Source organism: Paraburkholderia caribensis (assembly GCF_002902945.1).
Taxonomy (GTDB): Bacteria; Pseudomonadota; Gammaproteobacteria; order Burkholderiales; family Burkholderiaceae; genus Paraburkholderia; species Paraburkholderia caribensis.
Window position 1 is genome coordinate 1,322,189 of record NZ_CP026101.1, and the last position, 17,215, is coordinate 1,339,403.

General features: G+C 63.6%; 17 protein-coding genes. 11 read left to right on the forward strand and 6 right to left on the reverse strand.

Features of this window, described 5'->3' with window-relative positions; translation table 11 throughout:
• The first annotated feature begins 32 nt into the window (after positions 1 to 32).
• Positions 33 to 1,445 carry a LutB/LldF family L-lactate oxidation iron-sulfur protein gene (locus C2L66_RS05840; protein ID WP_054934373.1) on the forward strand — a complete coding sequence of 471 codons (1,413 nt, stop codon included), beginning with the start codon at positions 33 to 35 and terminating at the stop codon, positions 1,443 to 1,445.
• Positions 1,446 to 1,533: 88 nt separating this feature from the next.
• On the opposite strand, the gene C2L66_RS05845 is transcribed toward C2L66_RS05840, so the two are convergent.
• Complete coding sequence (locus C2L66_RS05845) at positions 1,534 to 2,076, reverse strand: hypothetical protein (protein WP_060601404.1); 543 nt, start codon at positions 2,074 to 2,076, stop codon at positions 1,534 to 1,536.
• A gap of 274 nt (positions 2,077 to 2,350) precedes the next feature.
• Here C2L66_RS05845 and C2L66_RS05850 point away from each other — a divergent pair, with 274 nt between their 5' ends.
• From C2L66_RS05850 to iscX, 10 genes are all read left to right on the forward strand, one after another.
• Positions 2,351 to 2,563 (forward strand): hypothetical protein, encoded by a 213-nt coding sequence (locus tag C2L66_RS05850; protein ID WP_054934375.1) that lies wholly within the window; start codon positions 2,351 to 2,353, stop codon positions 2,561 to 2,563.
• 106 nt (positions 2,564 to 2,669) lie between these two features.
• A complete protein-coding gene (locus C2L66_RS05855; protein ID WP_060601402.1) occupies positions 2,670 to 3,197 on the forward strand; it encodes a low molecular weight protein-tyrosine-phosphatase in 528 nt (175 codons plus the stop codon).
• 110 nt (positions 3,198 to 3,307) lie between these two features.
• Positions 3,308 to 3,832 carry a Fe-S cluster assembly transcriptional regulator IscR gene (iscR, locus tag C2L66_RS05860; RefSeq protein WP_007586816.1) on the forward strand — a complete coding sequence of 175 codons (525 nt, stop codon included), beginning with the start codon at positions 3,308 to 3,310 and terminating at the stop codon, positions 3,830 to 3,832.
• A 67-nt stretch (positions 3,833 to 3,899) separates the two neighbouring features.
• Positions 3,900 to 5,123: an IscS subfamily cysteine desulfurase gene (locus tag C2L66_RS05865; RefSeq protein WP_035990621.1), complete on the forward strand. Its 1,224-nt coding sequence runs from the start codon at positions 3,900 to 3,902 to the stop codon at positions 5,121 to 5,123.
• Between the two features lie 59 nt (positions 5,124 to 5,182).
• Entirely contained in the window at positions 5,183 to 5,599 is a 417-nt protein-coding gene (gene iscU, locus C2L66_RS05870) for a Fe-S cluster assembly scaffold IscU (RefSeq protein ID WP_054934377.1), read from the forward strand.
• Positions 5,600 to 5,747: 148 nt separating this feature from the next.
• The gene (gene iscA, locus C2L66_RS05875; RefSeq protein ID WP_007586809.1) at positions 5,748 to 6,071 is read left to right on the forward strand and encodes an iron-sulfur cluster assembly protein IscA; all 324 of its coding nucleotides are present in this window, start codon (positions 5,748 to 5,750) and stop codon (positions 6,069 to 6,071) included.
• Between the two features lie 112 nt (positions 6,072 to 6,183).
• Positions 6,184 to 6,711 carry a Fe-S protein assembly co-chaperone HscB gene (gene hscB / locus C2L66_RS05880; RefSeq protein WP_054934378.1) on the forward strand — a complete coding sequence of 176 codons (528 nt, stop codon included), beginning with the start codon at positions 6,184 to 6,186 and terminating at the stop codon, positions 6,709 to 6,711.
• A gap of 103 nt (positions 6,712 to 6,814) precedes the next feature.
• Positions 6,815 to 8,686 carry a Fe-S protein assembly chaperone HscA gene (hscA, locus tag C2L66_RS05885; RefSeq protein ID WP_060601399.1) on the forward strand — a complete coding sequence of 624 codons (1,872 nt, stop codon included), beginning with the start codon at positions 6,815 to 6,817 and terminating at the stop codon, positions 8,684 to 8,686.
• A 176-nt stretch (positions 8,687 to 8,862) separates the two neighbouring features.
• Positions 8,863 to 9,204 carry an ISC system 2Fe-2S type ferredoxin gene (fdx, locus tag C2L66_RS05890; RefSeq protein WP_054934380.1) on the forward strand — a complete coding sequence of 114 codons (342 nt, stop codon included), beginning with the start codon at positions 8,863 to 8,865 and terminating at the stop codon, positions 9,202 to 9,204.
• A 15-nt stretch (positions 9,205 to 9,219) separates the two neighbouring features.
• On the forward strand, positions 9,220 to 9,417 hold the full coding sequence (gene iscX / locus C2L66_RS05895; RefSeq protein WP_007586799.1) for a Fe-S cluster assembly protein IscX: 198 nt from the start codon (positions 9,220 to 9,222) through the stop codon (positions 9,415 to 9,417).
• A 130-nt stretch (positions 9,418 to 9,547) separates the two neighbouring features.
• Here the strand turns inward: iscX and C2L66_RS05900 are convergent, their stop codons facing one another.
• The 5 genes from C2L66_RS05900 to C2L66_RS05920 all read right to left on the reverse strand — a co-directional run bounded on the left by C2L66_RS05900 (position 9,548) and on the right by C2L66_RS05920 (position 17,139).
• Positions 9,548 to 10,312 carry a glycine zipper 2TM domain-containing protein gene (locus C2L66_RS05900; protein ID WP_060601396.1) on the reverse strand — a complete coding sequence of 255 codons (765 nt, stop codon included), beginning with the start codon at positions 10,310 to 10,312 and terminating at the stop codon, positions 9,548 to 9,550.
• Between the two features lie 326 nt (positions 10,313 to 10,638).
• Positions 10,639 to 12,180, reverse strand: a complete 1,542-nt coding sequence (gene lysS / locus C2L66_RS05905) for a lysine--tRNA ligase (RefSeq protein WP_035990631.1) — start codon at positions 12,178 to 12,180, stop codon at positions 10,639 to 10,641.
• 103 nt (positions 12,181 to 12,283) lie between these two features.
• A protein-coding gene (gene prfB / locus C2L66_RS05910) for a peptide chain release factor 2 (RefSeq protein WP_098021540.1) occupies positions 12,284 to 13,388 on the reverse strand; the annotation gives its coding sequence in 2 pieces (ribosomal slippage) (positions 12,284 to 13,306 and positions 13,308 to 13,388; 1,104 coding nt in all).
• 915 nt (positions 13,389 to 14,303) lie between these two features.
• The gene (recJ, locus tag C2L66_RS05915) at positions 14,304 to 16,010 is read right to left on the reverse strand and encodes a single-stranded-DNA-specific exonuclease RecJ (RefSeq protein WP_060601395.1); all 1,707 of its coding nucleotides are present in this window, start codon (positions 16,008 to 16,010) and stop codon (positions 14,304 to 14,306) included.
• A 28-nt stretch (positions 16,011 to 16,038) separates the two neighbouring features.
• A complete protein-coding gene (locus C2L66_RS05920) occupies positions 16,039 to 17,139 on the reverse strand; it encodes a hypothetical protein (protein ID WP_060601393.1) in 1,101 nt (366 codons plus the stop codon).
• Between the last annotated feature and the right edge of the window lie 76 nt (positions 17,140 to 17,215).

The following is a 17,215-nucleotide window of genomic DNA, read 5'->3' on the forward strand; positions in this document are numbered from 1 at the left end:
GCGCAAACCTGTAACCGATCCCCAAGGCTGTCATGCAAGTCCAAACGATGCAGTTCAAGGCGCGCGCGGGCCAGAAACTCGCCGACCAGCGCCTTCAGCAGAACCTCACCAAGCTGTCGACGAAATTCGTGTCGGCGCGCGCGTCGGCGATGCTGGCAATCGATTTCCCCGCCACGCGCGCCGCGCTCAAGGAGCGCCGCAACCGCGCGCTGGAGAACCTCGACGTCTGGCTGGAAACCTTCGAGCGCGAGGCGACGCGGCGCGGCGTCACCGTGCTGTTCGCCGAATCGACACAAGACGCCGCGAAGCTCGTCGCTGATATCGCGCGCAAGCACGACGTGAAGAAGGTGATCAAGACGAAGTCGATGGTGTCCGAGGAAATGCGCCTGAACGAGGTGCTGGGACAGATGGGCGTGCAGTCGATCGAAACCGACCTCGGCGAATACATTCTGCAGATCAACGACAACGAGCCGCCGAGCCACATCATCGCGCCCGTCGTCCACAAGGATAAGGAAGAGATCGCCGACCTGTTCGCAAAGACGCACCAGAAGCCGCGTTTGACCGAAATCCCCGAGATGACGCGCGAGGCGCGCGAGATGCTGCGCCCGCACTTCATGACGGCCGACATGGGCGTGACGGGCGGCAATTTCGTGATCGCGGAAACGGGTTCGGTCGCGCTTGTGACCAACGAAGGCAACGAAGGCATGTGCACGGTGATGCCGCGCGTGCACGTCGCGGTCACGGGCATCGAAAAGGTACTGCCGACGCTCGAGGATCTCGCGACGGCCATGCGTCTGTTGCCGCGCTCGGCGACGGGGCAGGACGTGTCGAACTATTTCTCCGTGCTGACGGGGCCGCGCCGGGAGGGCGACCAGGACGGGCCGGAGCATATGTACGTGGTGCTGGTCGATGGCGGGCGCACCGGGCTGATCGGCGGCGACTTTCAGGAGATGCTGCGCTGTATCCGCTGTGGCGCGTGCATGAACCATTGCCCTGTGTATCAGAAGGTCGGCGGACACGCGTATGGGTGGGTCTACCCGGGGCCGATGGGCTCCGTGCTCACTCCCAGCTATGTCGGCATCGAAAAGGCGCTCGACCTTCCGCAGGCCGCGACGCTATGCGGTGAATGCAATAGCGTATGCCCGGTCGGCATTCCGCTGTCGGATCTGCTGCGCAAGCTGCGCGAGCGCCAGGTGGAGCGGCATCTGCGGCCGTGGCAGGAGCGCTACGGACTCGCCGTCTGGGGCTATCTGGCCATGCATCCGACGGCGTACAGTCTTTTCACGAAGGTCGCGGTGCGGATTCTCGAGCGGATGGGCGGCAGCCGGAAGTCGATTGCGAAGCTGCCACTTGGCGCGGGCTGGACGAATACGCGCGAGATGCCGGCGCCCGTAGGGCGCACGTTCCGCGAACTCTACGCCGCGAGCAAGACACATATCGGGTAACGCTCCTCTTTCGAGCGTCGAAATTGAAAGAGGCTGTATCGCATGTGCGATACAGCCTCTTCCTTTTTTGCGCCAGGCACTGCGGCAATCAGTGCGGCCTGCCGCCTTCGTTGTTCCATGCCTGTCCGCCGCCACCGCCGCGACTACCGCCGCCGCCGCGATTGCCCCCGCCTTGCTGCTGACCCGCGCCCGCCTGCACGGGCGGCCGATTGCCATGGTAGCCGCCGCCCGAATTGCCGCCGGGGTTCTGCGGCGGCGGATTGCCCGCCTGTGGTGGCTGGCCGCGCGGCGGGCCGCCGTTGTTGCCATTGCCGCCCCGGCCATTACCGTTCCAGTTGCCACGGTCGCCGCGATTGTAATTGCCGTAATTGCCGTGGTCATAGCCGCGTCCGCCCCAATAGCGGCGGTCATAGTCGGGCCCCGAGTATCCGCCGAAGCCCAGGAAAAGGCTCGATTGAACGGGCGGCTCGGCGTAGCCATACGCGGGGACGCCGTAGCCATCGTAATACCCGTCGTTGTAGCCGTAGCCCGCCGGCGGGCCGCCGTACGGATACGCGGCACATCCGCCGAGCGTGGCGACCGCGCAGAGTGCAACGGCGGCAGGAAGGAAAGAAGGAATAAGACGTTTCATTTGAGTGTTAAGACAAGCGAGAGATGCGTGTCTATCCATGTAGCTAGTTGTACCGCCTGCCGAGTATTACCTGTGTGTGCTTTTGTAAGGATATCTTTCGGCGGTCGAAAGACTGGCGTCGGCACTTTGCGAAATCGCTTCGCGATCCCGACTGTTCATCGGGATGCAACGCTGTGTTCCGGCGGGGCGGGTTTTTCCGGATTGCGTCCTCGGCTACCATTTCGACTGGGCAAAGTGCGTCTGTCACTAGGGCCCGCTTAAAGAGAACCACATCATGAAAAAGAAAATATCGGTGTATTGGCCATTAGCCATCGTTGTGCCGCTTGCGGCCGTTGCTTACCTGCATCTGTATAACGGCGCAGCCGCGCAGTCGCCGCTCGCCGCCGAGCGCGTGTCGGCTGAACTTGCTCGTACCGTTTCGTATGGATTCGTCGGTGGCGAGGCTGTCATGCCCGCGACGGCACGCATGTCCGCACAGCCGATGTAATCGGCATCGCTGCTGGCGCGCCGCCGGCGTGATTTTGCATGGCTTTGTATAATCGCGGCACAGTTTCACCACATATGACACTTGCGGCTGAGCCGCTCAGCCACTGATGAAAACCGTCGCCATCTGCTTCGTGTGCCTTGGGAACATTTGCCGTTCCCCGACCGCGGAAGGCGTCATGCGGCACCTGCTGGCAGAAGCGAAGCTGGCGGATCGCGTGATCGTGGATTCGGCGGGTACGGGCGACTGGCACATCGGCGAAGCGCCGGATGAACGCGCGCAGCGGGCTGCAAAAAATCGCGGTTACGATTTGTCGATATTTCGCGGCCGTCAGATCACCGCGGACGATTTCCAGCGCTTCGACCTGATCATCGCGATGGACGACAAAAATATCGCCGCGCTTAGACAAATCTGTCCGGCCGGGCAGCGCGACAAGATTCGTCTGCTGATGGAATTTGCGGCTGACGCGGGTGCGCCGGACGCAAGTGGCGCGGAAAGACTCGCGCCAGGTTTCGATGCGCGCGAGGTCGTCGATCCGTACTTCGGCGGTGGCGAAGGCTTCGAAATCGTGCTGGACCAGTGCGAAGCCGCCTGTCGTGGCCTGATCGCGGCACTGCGGCCCCAATTGACCCCGTAGACAGGTTTTTCGTTAAGTAAATGACCCAAATCGAGATAGGGATACTTGACTAAATCCGTCATGTATTTATACTTGACCAAACTTGTCGAGAATTGCGGTTCCCACCACATATGAGACTCACCACGAAAGGCCGTTTCGCCGTCACGGCGATGATCGACCTGGCATTGCGCCAGGAGCAGGGCCCGGTGACGCTTGCGGGTATCAGCCAGCGCCAACATATCTCCCTGTCCTACCTCGAGCAGCTGTTTGGCAAGCTGCGCCGTCACGAGATCGTCGAATCCGTGCGCGGGCCGGGCGGCGGCTACAACCTCGCGCGTCGCGCAGAGGATGTGACGGTCGCGGACATCATCATCGCTGTCGACGAACCGCTCGATGCCACCCAATGCGGCGGCAAGGGTTCGTGCGAAGGCACGAAGCATCACGACGGCCACTGCATGACGCATGAACTGTGGTCGACGCTGAACCAGAAGATGGTCGAGTATCTCGACTCCGTTTCTCTGAAAGACCTGGTCGACCAGCAGCGTTCGCGCGAAGGCTCGACGGCTGTGCTGCGCGACCGGCGTACGGAAGCGCCAGCCGTGGAGCCGCGCGCGGTGCCGAAAGGGCCGAATTCCGTTTTCAACATGGCCGGCTGACAGAACGCGCCAAGACGCGAACGCCAGAACCATGAAGCCATAAGCACTGATGTCCCCGGAGCGATTGATGAATAACGACATTCCCCACCTGCCCATTTACATGGACTACAGCGCGACGACACCCGTCGACCCGCGCGTGGTGGACAAGATGATTCCGTACCTGCGCGAGCAGTTCGGTAACCCGGCATCGCGCAGCCACGCATACGGCTGGGACGCGGAACGTGCCGTCGAGGAAGCGCGCGAGAACGTCGCGGCGCTCGTCAACGCCGACCCGCGCGAAATCATCTGGACTTCAGGCGCGACGGAATCGGACAACCTCGCCATCAAGGGTGCGGCGCACTTCTACAAAGGCAAGGGCAAGCACATCATCACGGTGAAGACCGAGCACAAGGCTGTGCTCGACACCACGCGTGAGCTGGAGCGCGAAGGCTACGAAGTCACGTACCTCGATGTGAAGGACGACGGTCTGATCGACCTCGACGTGTTCAAGGCCGCACTGCGTCCGGACACGATCCTCGTTTCGGTGATGCACGTGAACAACGAGATCGGTGTCGTGCAGGACATCGAGACGATCGGCGAGATCTGCCGCGAGAAGGGCATCATTTTCCACGTCGACGCGGCGCAGGCTACCGGCAAGGTCGAAATCGACCTGCAGAAGCTGAAGGTCGACCTGATGTCGTTTTCGGCGCACAAGACATATGGCCCGAAGGGCATTGGCGCGCTGTATGTGCGCCGCAAGCCGCGCGTGCGCATCGAAGCGCAGATGCACGGCGGCGGTCACGAGCGCGGCATGCGTTCGGGCACGCTGGCGACGCACCAGATCGTCGGCATGGGCGAAGCGTTCCGTATCGCGCGTGAAGAAATGGCGACCGAAAACGAACGCATCCGCATGCTGCGCGACAAGCTGCTGCGCGGCCTGCAAGAGATCGAAGAAACGTATGTGAACGGCGACATGGAAAAGCGTGTCCCGCACAACCTGAACATCAGCTTCAACTTCGTCGAAGGCGAGTCGCTGATCATGGCGGTGAAGGACGTCGCGGTGTCGTCGGGATCGGCGTGTACGTCGGCGTCGCTGGAGCCGTCGTATGTGCTGCGCGCGCTCGGCCGCAACGACGAACTGGCGCACAGCTCGATCCGCTTCACGGTCGGCCGCTTCACGACGGAGCAGGACGTCGATTACGTCATCAACCTGCTGAAGAGCAAGATTGCGAAGCTGCGCGATCTGTCGCCGCTGTGGGAAATGCACAAGGACGGCATCGATCTGTCGACGATTCAATGGGCCGCGCACTGAGCGCGCCTGAAATCAGTCGATACACGCACGCAGGTTGAATCGAATCAAGGAGTCACAAAATGGCATATAGCGACAAGGTTCTGGATCACTACGAAAACCCGCGCAACGTCGGTTCGTTCTCGAAGGACGACGACACGGTCGGCACTGGCATGGTCGGCGCGCCCGCTTGCGGCGACGTGATGAAGCTGCAGATTCGCGTTGGCGCAGACGGCGTGATCGAAGACGCAAAGTTCAAGACGTACGGCTGCGGTTCGGCCATCGCGTCGAGCTCGCTCGTCACGGAATGGGTGAAGGGCAAGACGCTGGATCAGGCGCTGTCGATCAAGAACACGCAGATCGCCGAAGAGCTGGCGCTGCCGCCCGTGAAGATCCACTGCTCGATCCTCGCGGAAGACGCGATCAAGGCGGCCGTTGCCGACTACAAGCAGCGTCACGGCGAAACGGCTGACGCAGCGAAGGCTGAGCAATCGGCTTGAAGACGGCGCGGTTCAGTGCGTCGGAGTGGCACGGCGACGCGTCGGTAGTGGTGGTTGCTATCGGCGCGCGCCGGAACGATTTGGGAAGCAGGCAGGGTCGCGACACGCTTCGCGAGGAGCGTCGGCGTGCCGCACATTGAGAAACGCTATGGCAATTACGTTGACCGAAAAGGCAGCACAACACGTGCAGAAATATCTGATCCGGCGCGGCAAGGGCGTCGGGCTGCGGCTCGGTGTGCGCACGACGGGTTGCTCGGGCCTCGCGTATAAGCTCGAGTACGTCGACGAACTCGCGCCCGAAGACGAAGTGTTCGAATGCAAGGGCGTGAAGATCGTGGTGGACCCGAAGAGCCTCGCTTATATCGACGGCACGGAACTCGACTTCGCACGCGAAGGGTTGAACGAAGGCTTCAGGTTCAACAACCCGAACGTGAAGGACGAGTGCGGCTGCGGCGAATCGTTCCGCGTGTAAGCGCGCGAGTCATGCTGAAAAGGCGGCCTGTGCCGCCTTTTTTCAATTTCGCCGCGCACCTGGTGTGCGCTTCGGCGCTGCCCGGCGCGCATTGCATGGACAAAGTAACCTGATGGCTTCGCTGAACGACAGTCACTTCGAACTCTTCAACCTGCCCGAGCAATTCGCGCTCGATACGTCCGCATTGGATCACGCGTATCGCACGGTGCAGGCGCAGGTGCATCCCGACCGTTTCGCCGCTGCGGGCGACGCGCAAAAGCGCATCGCGATGCAGTGGGCCACGCGCACGAACGAGGCGTATCAGACGCTGCGCGATCCGCTGAAGCGCGCGCGCTACCTGCTAACGCTGCGCGGCATCGATGTCGGCGCGGAGAACAACACGGCGATGGAGCCGGCGTTCCTGATGCAGCAAATGGAATGGCGCGAGAGCATCGAGGATGCGTCGGCGGCGAAGAACATCGATGCGCTTGATGCATTGCTCGCCGAGTTGCGCGAAGAGGAAAAGCTGCGCTTCACGAAGCTCGCGGCATTGCTCGACAGCGGCTCGAATCAGGCAGCGGGCGAAGCCGTACGGCAACTGATGTTCATCGAGCGCGTGGCTGCGGAGATCGGCACGCAGATCGAGCGGCTCGACGTCTGAGGCCGCCTGTCGCAGCACGACGCGGTTCGATGAACCCGCCCAATCACCACGCGAACCAACACGATCAGGACCGGGGCGAAGCAAGCCCCGAAGAAGATTCCAGATGGCTTTACTGCAAATTTCTGAACCCGGCATGGCGCCCGCGCCGCATCAGCGGCGTCTCGCGGTCGGCATCGACCTCGGCACGACCAACTCTCTCGTCGCGGCGGTGCGCAGCGGCGTGCCCGACGTATTGCCCGACGACGAAGGCCACTATCTGCTGCCGTCCGTCGTGCGGTATCTGGAGAAGGGCGGCCGCCGCATTGGCCGCGTGGCGAAAGCGGAAGCCGCCACCGATCCCCGCAACACGATCGTCTCGGTCAAACGCTTCATGGGGCGCGGCAAGAGCGAAGTCGAGCACGCGGAAAACGCGCCCTACGACTTTGTCGATGCGCCGGGCATGGTGCAGATCCGTACCGTCGACGGCGTGAAGAGTCCCGTCGAGGTGTCCGCGGAAATTCTCGCGACGCTGCGTTATCGCGCGGAAGACACGCTCGGCGACGAGCTGGTCGGTGCGGTGATCACGGTGCCGGCGTATTTCGACGAAGCGCAGCGCCAGGCAACCAAGGATGCCGCGCGTCTGGCCGGCCTGAATGTGCTGCGCCTGCTGAACGAGCCGACGGCGGCCGCGATTGCGTACGGTCTCGACAACGGCGCGGAGGGTCTGTACGCGGTGTACGACCTGGGCGGCGGCACCTTCGATCTGTCCGTCCTGAAGCTCACGAAGGGTGTTTTCGAAGTGCTCGCGGCGGGCGGCGATTCTGCGCTCGGCGGCGACGACTTCGATCACGCGCTGTACCGCCATGTTTTGGAGAAGGCGAATGTTCCCGCCGCGTCGCTGACGCCGGAAGACGTGCGGCTGCTGCTCGACGCCGTGCGCGTCGCGAAGGAAGCGCTGTCGTCGGCGCCGGACGCTGCCGTCCAGGTAACGCTCGCCAGCGGCGCAAAGATCGACGTCACCGTCGATGAAGCGGCATTCGAAACGATTACGCAGGCGCTCGTGCAGCGCACGCTCGGCCCGACGAAAAAAGCGCTGCGCGACGCGAAATTGACGGCGGCCGATATCAACGGCGTCGTGCTCGTCGGCGGCGCGACGCGCATGCCGGTGATCCGCCGCGCAGTCGAAAACTTCTTCGGCCAGCCGCCGCTGACCAATCTGGACCCGGATCAGGTCGTCGCGCTCGGCGCGGCCATCCAGGCCGATCTGCTCGCGGGCAACCGCGGCGCCGACGGCGACGACTGGCTGCTGCTCGACGTGATTCCGCTGTCGCTCGGCGTCGAAACGATGGGCGGTCTCGCCGAGAAGATCATCCCGCGCAATTCGACCATTCCCGTCGCGCGTGCACAGGAATTCACCACCTTCAAGGACGGTCAGACGGCGATGGCGATTCACGTCGTCCAGGGCGAGCGCGAGCTCGTATCCGACTGCCGTTCGCTGGCGCGTTTCGAGTTGCGCGGCATTCCGCCGATGGCAGCGGGCGCGGCGCGTATCCGCGTCACCTACCAGGTCGATGCGGACGGTCTGCTGTCCGTGTTTGCGCGCGAGCAGCATTCGGGCGTGGAGGCGTCGGTGGTCGTGAAGCCGTCGTACGGCCTCGCCGACGACGACGTCGCGCGCATGCTCGAAGACAGCTTCAAGACGGCGGAAGTCGATATGCGCGCGCGGGCGTTGCGCGAGGCGCAGGTCGAAGCGCAGCGGCTGATCGAGGCGACGGAAGCGGCGCTCGCGGCCGACGGCGAACTGCTCGACGCCGACGAGCGCAGCGCGCTCGAAGATCTCGTCGCCGCGCTGCGCGCAATCGCGCCCAGCGACGATACCGACGCAATCGAAGCCGCGACGAAGACACTCGCCGAAGGCACCGACGAATTCGCCGCGCGCCGGATGGACAAGAGCATTCGCCGCGCGCTTGCGGGCCGCAAGCTCGACGAGATCTGACGGCGCGCCAGTCTTCAGCCGGCGCGGTGGACGCAACCAGGGCGATGTCGTGAATCGATGATTCACGCGTCGCCGCTGAATCACGCGGCGCGTGCCAAAAACGGCCGCGCCACCAGTAAAATGGTACGGTGCCTGAAGGGCGGTGTCCGTGCCTCACAGACCAGAACGGAATTTGTATGCCTCAAATCGTTGTGCTGCCTCACGTCGAACTGTGTCCGGAAGGCGCGGTCATCGACGCCGTGCCGGGTAAGAGCATCTGCGACAATCTGCTCGAACACGGCATCGAAATCGAGCACGCATGCGAGAAGTCTTGCGCGTGCACGACCTGCCACGTGATCGTGCGTGAGGGTTTCGACGCGTTGACGCCGTCGGAAGAAGACGAGGACGATCTGCTCGACAAGGCATGGGGTCTCGAACGCGAATCGCGGTTGTCGTGCCAGGCGCTCATGCCTGAAGGCGACGATCTCGTGGTCGAGATTCCGCGTTATTCGATCAACCACGCGAAGGAAAATCACTAACAGGAGCGAGCAGCCATGAAGTGGACCGACACGCAAGATATCGCGATGGCCTTGACCGACAAGCACCCGGAGATCGATCCGCAACAAGTGCGCTTCACCGATCTTCACCGCTGGGTGATGGAACTGGACGGTTTCGACGACGATCCGAACCGCTCGAACGAAAAGATCCTTGAAGCGATTCAGGCGGCATGGATCGAAGACGCGGATTACTGAGTGCGGCGCGTTTAGTGGCGCTTCGAGGCGCAACAAAGACAAAGGCGACTTCCGTGGAAGTCGCCTTTTTTAATGCTCGAAGCCTGGCGAGCGTGGGCGTCCCTTAACGTTCGTTAGCGTCCGTTAAAGATCAGCCCGCGACGAGCGTCCCGTTCTCCACGCGCACGCGCTGGCCTTGCTGAAACGGCGGCGCTTCGTGATACGTGAAGTAGCGCGTCTTGCCGTTTTCCATATGCACGCGCACCGAGTAACTGGTCGAGCTGCGCAGATGCTTTTCGACCGAGTTACCCGCGAGGCCGCCGCCGAGCGCGCCGAGCAGCGTCATCGCCGTGCGGCCGCCGCCACTGCCGAACTGGTTGCCGACGACACCGCCCGCCACCGCGCCGCCCACGGCGCCAATCCCGGTTCCGTGGCCCTCCTGGCGCACCGCCGAAATCGCTTCGACCGTGCCGCACGTCGAACAGTAGGCGGGTCGCGCGGGTTGCTGTTGCGCGTATTGCGGCTGTTGCGCATATTGCGGGGCCGGCGCGGGTGCCTGGGGCGCTTGCTGCGCAGCTTGCTGTTGTGCCTGCTGGGCCCGCGCCTGTTGCTGGGCCTGCTGTGCCTCAGCCTGCTGCTGCGCAGCTTGCTGCTCGGCTTGCTGTTCGGCTTGCCGTTGCGCTGCTGCTTGTTGTTGCGCGCTCAGGTTAGCCGGTTGTGCGGTATCGACGACAGGCTGCTGTTGCTGCGCGACGGCCGCCGATTGCACCTGATCGCTTTGCTCGCCGTTGCTCGAAGCTTTCGGGAACAGTCCCGTCACGGCCGCCGTCGCCACCAGACTGGCGACGATGACGGCGCCCGCCGCCACGGCAATAAGGGGATGAAGGCGGCGCGGTGAATTGTTTGGGTTATCCATGGTGGTAGGCCTCCAGCTTTGCAGAGTTTGACCTGTAAGAGTAGCGGTATCAGTGTCTGACATGCCGATCTGGGCGGGGTTTCAATTTGTAACCGCGAGCGAGCCGGAAGTTGCCCACCACTGACGCAAGAACCGCACCAAAAGCCAAAAGCCGCGCCGTAATTGCGTTTCGACGGGATGAAGAGGAAGGCGGACGGGATCGAATTGCGCAGCTTTTACCGATAGTTACAAACGGTACGTGCGCTTCGGAAAGAACGGCGAGGGGCGGGAAGCCGCGCACGGCGGGAAACGGCCGTGCGCGGGGACTGCGATATCGGCGGGGAAGATCAGTCTTCGCGGCGCAGATGCGGGAACAGGATGACGTCGCGGATGCTCGGGCTGTCGGTGAGCAGCATGACCAGACGGTCGATGCCGATCCCGCAGCCGCCGGCAGGCGGCATGCCGTATTCGAGCGCGCGGATGTAGTCGGCGTCGTAGTACATCGCTTCTTCGTCGCCGGCGTCCTTCTGGTCGACCTGTTTCTTGAAGCGCGCAGCCTGGTCTTCCGGATCGTTCAGTTCCGAGAAACCATTGGCGATCTCACGGCCCGTGATGAACAGCTCGAAGCGCTCGGTGATGCCGTCCACGCTATCCGATGCGCGCGCGAGCGGCGACACTTCGATCGGGTAGTCGATGATGAAGGTCGGCTCCCACAGCTGCGATTCCGCCGTTTCCTCGAAGAGCGCCAGTTGCAGCGCGCCGATACCCGCGTTCAGGAACTGCGGCTGCGTGGCGTCGACGCCGAACTTCTTCAGTTCCGTGCGCAGGAACGCGCCGTCCGCCAGTTGCGCGTCCGTGTATTGCGGTGCGTACTTCTGGATGGCCTGCGTGATCGTCAGGCGATGGAACGGCTTCGACAGATCCAGTTCGCGGCCCTGATAGGTGATCGTCGCGTTGCCGAGGGCATCGACGGCGGCCTGGCGGATCAGTTGTTCGGTGAAGTCCATCAGCCACTTGTAGTCGGTGTACGCGGCGTAGAACTCCATCATCGTGAATTCCGGATTGTGACGCGGCGACACGCCCTCGTTACGGAAATTCCGGTTGATCTCGAACACGCGCTCGAAGCCGCCGACCACGAGGCGCTTCAGGTACAGCTCAGGCGCGATACGCAGGAACATCTGCATATCCAGCGCGTTGTGATGCGTGACGAACGGCTTGGCCGCCGCGCCGCCCGGGATCGGGTGGAGCATCGGCGTTTCGACTTCCATGAAGTCGGCGTCGGCCATGAACTTGCGGATCGACGACACGGCCTTGGTGCGCGCGACGAAGGTCTTGCGCGCTTCGTCCGTGACGATCAGGTCGACGTAGCGCTGGCGATAGCGCATTTCCTGGTCGGCCAGACCATGGAACTTGTCGGGCAGCGGACGCAGCGCCTTCGACAGCAGGCGCAGTTCCGTGCAGCGCACGGAGAGCTCGCCCTTGTTCGTGCGGAACAGCACGCCTTTCGCGGCGACGATGTCGCCCAGGTCCCACTTCTTGAACGCTTCGTACGTTGCTTCGCCGACGTCGGCGGGCGTGATGAAGAACTGGATCTGACCCGAGCCGTCGCGCACCGTCGCGAAGCTGGCCTTGCCCATCACGCGCTTGAGCATCATGCGGCCGGCTAGCGCGACTTGAAGCGCGGTCGCTTCGAGCGCGTCCTTGTCCTTGTCCGCGTAGTCGGACTGGAGATCGGCGGCGTGGTGGGTCGGGCGGAAGTCGTTCGGGTAGGCGACGCCTTGCTCGCGCAGCGCGCGCAGCTTTTCGCGGCGCTCGGCGATGATCTGGTTGTCGTCCAACTCGGCGACTGCATTCTGCTGGGCGGCATCCCGCTGGATCGGTTCGGTCATGGTGATGATGTTCAGTGTCCGATGCCTCGTGCGCGCGTTCGACTGTGGCGCACGGGCGGTGAAAAAAATGCGGCGCGGCGAAGCGTGCCGCGCCGGATGCGCTTTAGATGCCCTGTTTCAGGCTCGCGCTGATGAACGCGTCGAGATCGCCGTCGAGCACGCTCTTCGTGTTGCTGATTTCGACGTTGGTGCGCAGATCCTTGATGCGGCTGTTGTCGAGCACGTACGAACGGATCTGGTGGCCCCAGCCCACGTCCGATTTGCCCGCTTCGAGCTTGTCCTGTTCCGACTGGCGCTTGCGCATTTCGGCTTCGTACAGGCGCGATTTCAGCATGGCCATGGCTTCGGCGCGGTTACGGTGCTGCGAGCGGTCGTTCTGGCACTGCACGACGATACCTGACGGGACGTGCGTGATACGCACCGCGGAGTCGGTCTTGTTGATGTGCTGACCGCCCGCGCCCGAAGCACGGTAGGTATCGATGCGCAGGTCGGCCGGATTGACTTCGATCTCGAACGATTCATCGATTTCCGGATAGACGAACACCGACGAGAATGACGTATGACGGCCGCCTGACGAGTCGAACGGCGACTTGCGCACGAGGCGGTGAATGCCTGTTTCGGTACGCAGGAAGCCGTATGCGTATTCGCCTTCGACCTTGACGGTGGCGCTCTTGATGCCGGCGACATCGCCTTCGGATTCTTCGAGCACTTCCGTCTTGAAGCCCTTGCGCTCGCAGTAGCGCAGGTACTGACGCAACAGCATCGCCGCCCAGTCGCACGCTTCCGTGCCGCCTGCGCCCGCCTGGATGTCGATGAACGCGTTGTTCGGGTCGGCCGGGTTCGAGAACATCCGGCGGAATTCCATATCGGCGACGCGCGCTTCGAGTTTCGCGACGTCCTCTTCGACCGCGACGAGCGTGTCTTCGTCGTTTTCCTCGCGCGCCATGTCGAACAGGTCTTGCGTGTCGCGCAGATCGTTATCGAGCGCGCTCAGCACGTCGACGACGCCTTCGAGCAGCTTCTTTTCCTTGCCGAGCGCCTGGGCGTGCTTCGAGTCGTTCCAGACGTTCGGGTCTTCGAGTTCCTTATTGACTTCGATCAGTCGTACCGACTTTGCATCGTAGTCAAAGATACCCCCGGAGCTCGCCTGCGCGTGTGCGCAGGTCCGCAAGGGAGGATTCGATTGCGTTGAGGCGTTCCGCTTCCATGTCGATCCAGTTTCAAATAGATGGGGGTTTTTTGTCTGCGACGCTGTTGGGGTTTGGGTTTTGGGTTGCGTTGTTGGTTTGGTTTGGTTTGGCGGTGGCATCTGCGATTCGCCTTTGCGCTGGCATCCGCGCATTGTTAGCGTGCTTCAGGCGTCGCCCCTGTGCGGGGCGGCACCTACTTTTCTTTGCCGCCGCAAAGAAAAGTAGGCAAAAGAAAGCGGCTCAAACCGCCAACATTTCTTCCTGCCTGAGGGCCCCCACAGGGCCTTACACTTCACACGACAATCACGGGACGCACGCCCGTTGCCAACGCTTCGAATGAGCGCCTCACCCGCTTCACACACCCACATTCCAGCATGCCGCGCCAGATAGTCCACCGCCGCCCAGGTGGCAAACTGTGTGTAGGTTGTCGCACCGCACAGAAAGCGCTCTTACCAGAAACACCAACCCTGCTTCACAGTTCGGAGTGGTGCGCGTACGACGCGAAAGCCTGCACACAGTTTGCCACCTGGGCGGCGCCAACCGTTCGCTGCCGCTTGCTCGCGCATGGGAATGCGAAGCGGGTGAGGCGCTCATCCGAAGCGTTGGCAACATGCGCCGACGGAGACGTTGCCGTGTGAAGCATAAGACCCGCTGGGGGCCCTCAGGCAAGAACTGTCACTGGCGGTGTGAGCCGCTTTCTTTTGCCTACTTTTCTTTGCGGCGGCAAAGAAAAGTAGGTGCCGCCCCGCACAGGGGCGACGCCTGAAGTACGAAGGCAAATCGCGGATGCCAGTTCAAGCGCAAATCGCGGATGCGAGCAAACCCAACCCAAACCAAAACCAAACCCAAAACCGAAAAAAGGCCAACCACACCCCTTCCAGCGAAAAACCAAAATTATAGCGGATCAAAGCGCCAGGGCTGGGCGCCCCCAGCCTAGAGCACTGCATGCTCAACGATCAGTTGCACACGTGCAACGCCATTCCACGTATCCGCCGACAACCGATAGGCCACCGTCGTCCTCGCCGGCAAGGGATCCGTGTGATTGAACCAGATCGCATTGAACCGCTGGCGCCCGCGCATCAACTGCAGCTTCAGATGCTTATCCTTCACCAGCGCCTGCGACATCACCTCGAACTCGCCCGAAAAAACAGGCGCCGGAAACCCCTGTCCCCAGACAGCCGCATCGATCATCTCGACGAATTGCGGTGTGAAATACGCATCTTCCAGATCGCCATCCGTCTCGACCGTCCGCGCCAGCACCTCCTGCGTCAGCCACTCGCGCCCAACCCGCTCGAACGCCGCCGTGAAGCGCGGAATATCGGCCGTGGCGATCGTCAGGCCCGCCGCCATCGCGTGGCCGCCGAATTTGGCGATCAGCCCCGGCTCGCGCTTCGACACGAGATCGAGCGCATCGCGCAGATGGAAGCCCGGAATCGAGCGGCCCGAGCCCTTGACGGTGGCGCCGCCGTCGTCGGCCAGCGCGAACGTGAACGACGGCCGGTGGAATTTCTCCTTCAGCCGCCCGGCCACGATGCCGATCACGCCCTGGTGCCAGCTCGCGTTGAACAGCGTGATCGTCGTCGAGCCGGCAGGATCGAACGTCGACAGGTCGTCGAGCGCCTGCTGCTGCATGCCCGCTTCGATTTCGCGCCGCTCGCGGTTCATCGTGTCGAGCTGCTGCGCGAGTTCCCAGGCGCGCCCGACGTCGTCCGTCGTCAGGCAGTCGATGCCCAGCGACATGTCCGACAGCCGTCCCGCCGCATTCAGTCGCGGGCCCAGCGCGAAGCCGAGATCGAAGCCCGACGCGCTGCGTGCATCGCGGCCCGCGGCGCGAAACAGGGCGGCGATGCCCGGCTGCATGCGGCCGTTGCGGATACGCTGCAAGCCCTGCGCCACCAGCACGCGATTGTTGCCGTCGAGCTTCACGACGTCAGCGACCGTGCCGAGCGCGACGAGATCGAGCAGCCCATCCAGGCGCGGCTCCGGACGCGTCTCGCCGAAGGCGCCACGGCGGCGCAGTTCGGCGCGCAGCGCGAGCAGCACATAGAACATCACGCCGACGCCCGCGATGCACTTGCTCGGGAACGTACAGCCCGGCTGGTTCGGATTGACGATCGCGCGCGCGGCGGGCAGGTCGTCGCCGGGCAAATGGTGATCGGTGACGAGCACGTCGATGCCGAGCGCGTTCGCCGCCTCCACCCCATCGACGCTCGCAATGCCGTTGTCGACGGTAATCAGCAGGTCGGGCTTGCCGCCCGGCCGTTGCGCGGCCAGCGCGACGATTTCGGGCGTGAGCCCGTAGCCGTACTCGAAGCGGTTCGGCACCAGATAGTCGATCTGCGCGCCGAACATCCGCAAACCGCGCACCGCGACAGCGCAAGCCGTCGCGCCGTCGCAGTCGTAGTCCGCGACGACCAGCATGCGGCGCCCGCCTTCGATGGCATCGGCGAGCAGCGCGGCGGCGGCATCGCAGCCCTTGAGCGAGGCGGGCGGCGTCAGGCGCGCGAGTCCCGTCTCGAGTTCATCGGGCAGGCACACGCCGCGCGATGCATAAAGGCGCGCGAGCACGGGGTGCAGGCCGTGCCGGATCAGCGCTTCGGCGTCGGCGGGAGAGCAAGGGCGCGTAACGATTCGAGTCATGCGGCAAAACCTGGAGCAAAAGAACAGTTCATTCGATGAAGAGCGACGCGAACAGACGCCGTCGCCAGAATTTGCGCAGATCGCCGCGCGTGATATTGAGTGTCACCGAGCCCGTGTCGCCGCACAGCGTGAGACCGAGCGCGCCGAGCTCGCCCGCCTGCAACGCGGCGAGCGCGGGCGCGAGCCAGTCGCGCTCCAGCGCGGCGAATGCGGCGTTCCAGCGGCCCCAGTCCTGTTCGATGAACGGTGCGGAAAACGGGTCGATTTCGACCAGCGTCGCGGCGGCGCTGCCGTTCGCGCTGTCCGCACGCCAGGCGTCGTATGTCACAGGCGGCGCGGCTGTGGCCGCCCGCGCGGCGAGCGCGAGACCGCGCGTCGCCGCTGCATCGGACAGCACGCGTGCAAAGTCGCTCCTGACCGGCTGCGCTGCGCCTTGCGCATGAAACCAGATCGAGTTGACGGCGGGCAGGCCGCGCGCCTCGCGCGCCTCGTTCACGGGATGCTCGAACCACGCCATCTGCACTTCGTTCTGCAGCTTCATCCAGGCGCGCGAGCGCTCGCCCGTGTGCGCCTCGTGCGGCAGCCAGATTTCGATGTTGCGCCCGCTCGCGCGCAGCGGCGACGCGCCCGCCAGCGTGCCGAACGCGTCGCTCGACAGATACCAGCGCGACGGCTGCGGCGCCTCGATCCGCACGCCCAGTTCCTCGATCAGCGGACGCGCGACGTCGAACAGCGCACGCGCGTCGTCGTCCGCGAGTTCCAGCGACGCGGGATCGATCAGCACCAGATGGTCGTGCGCGATCCGCACATGCACCGGCTGCACGCACGCCCATGTCGCGTCGCCAGGGTTGCCGCCGTCGGCGAGCAACATGTAGGGCGCGAGCGGCGCCTCGTCGGCGGCGGCCGTGCCGGCGGGCACCGCGCCGAAACTGCGCGCCACCCAGCGCTCGTGCGGCAGCGTGCGCTGGAAGTCTTCGCCGATCACGCGTTCGACCAGCGTCGCGCGGGCGATCAGTTTGTCGAGGGCGGGAATGTCGAGGGAGTACAGCGCCGTGGATGCGTCGGCTGCGGCGGGCAGCGCGAAAGGTAGAAGGAGATGCAGTCGGTTGGCATTCATGATGCTGCGCATTGTATGGCAAACTTCGCCCCGTTGATCCGCGATGGCGGGCGAAATGGCGGCCGGTTCGGCCGGACGGAAATCCGTC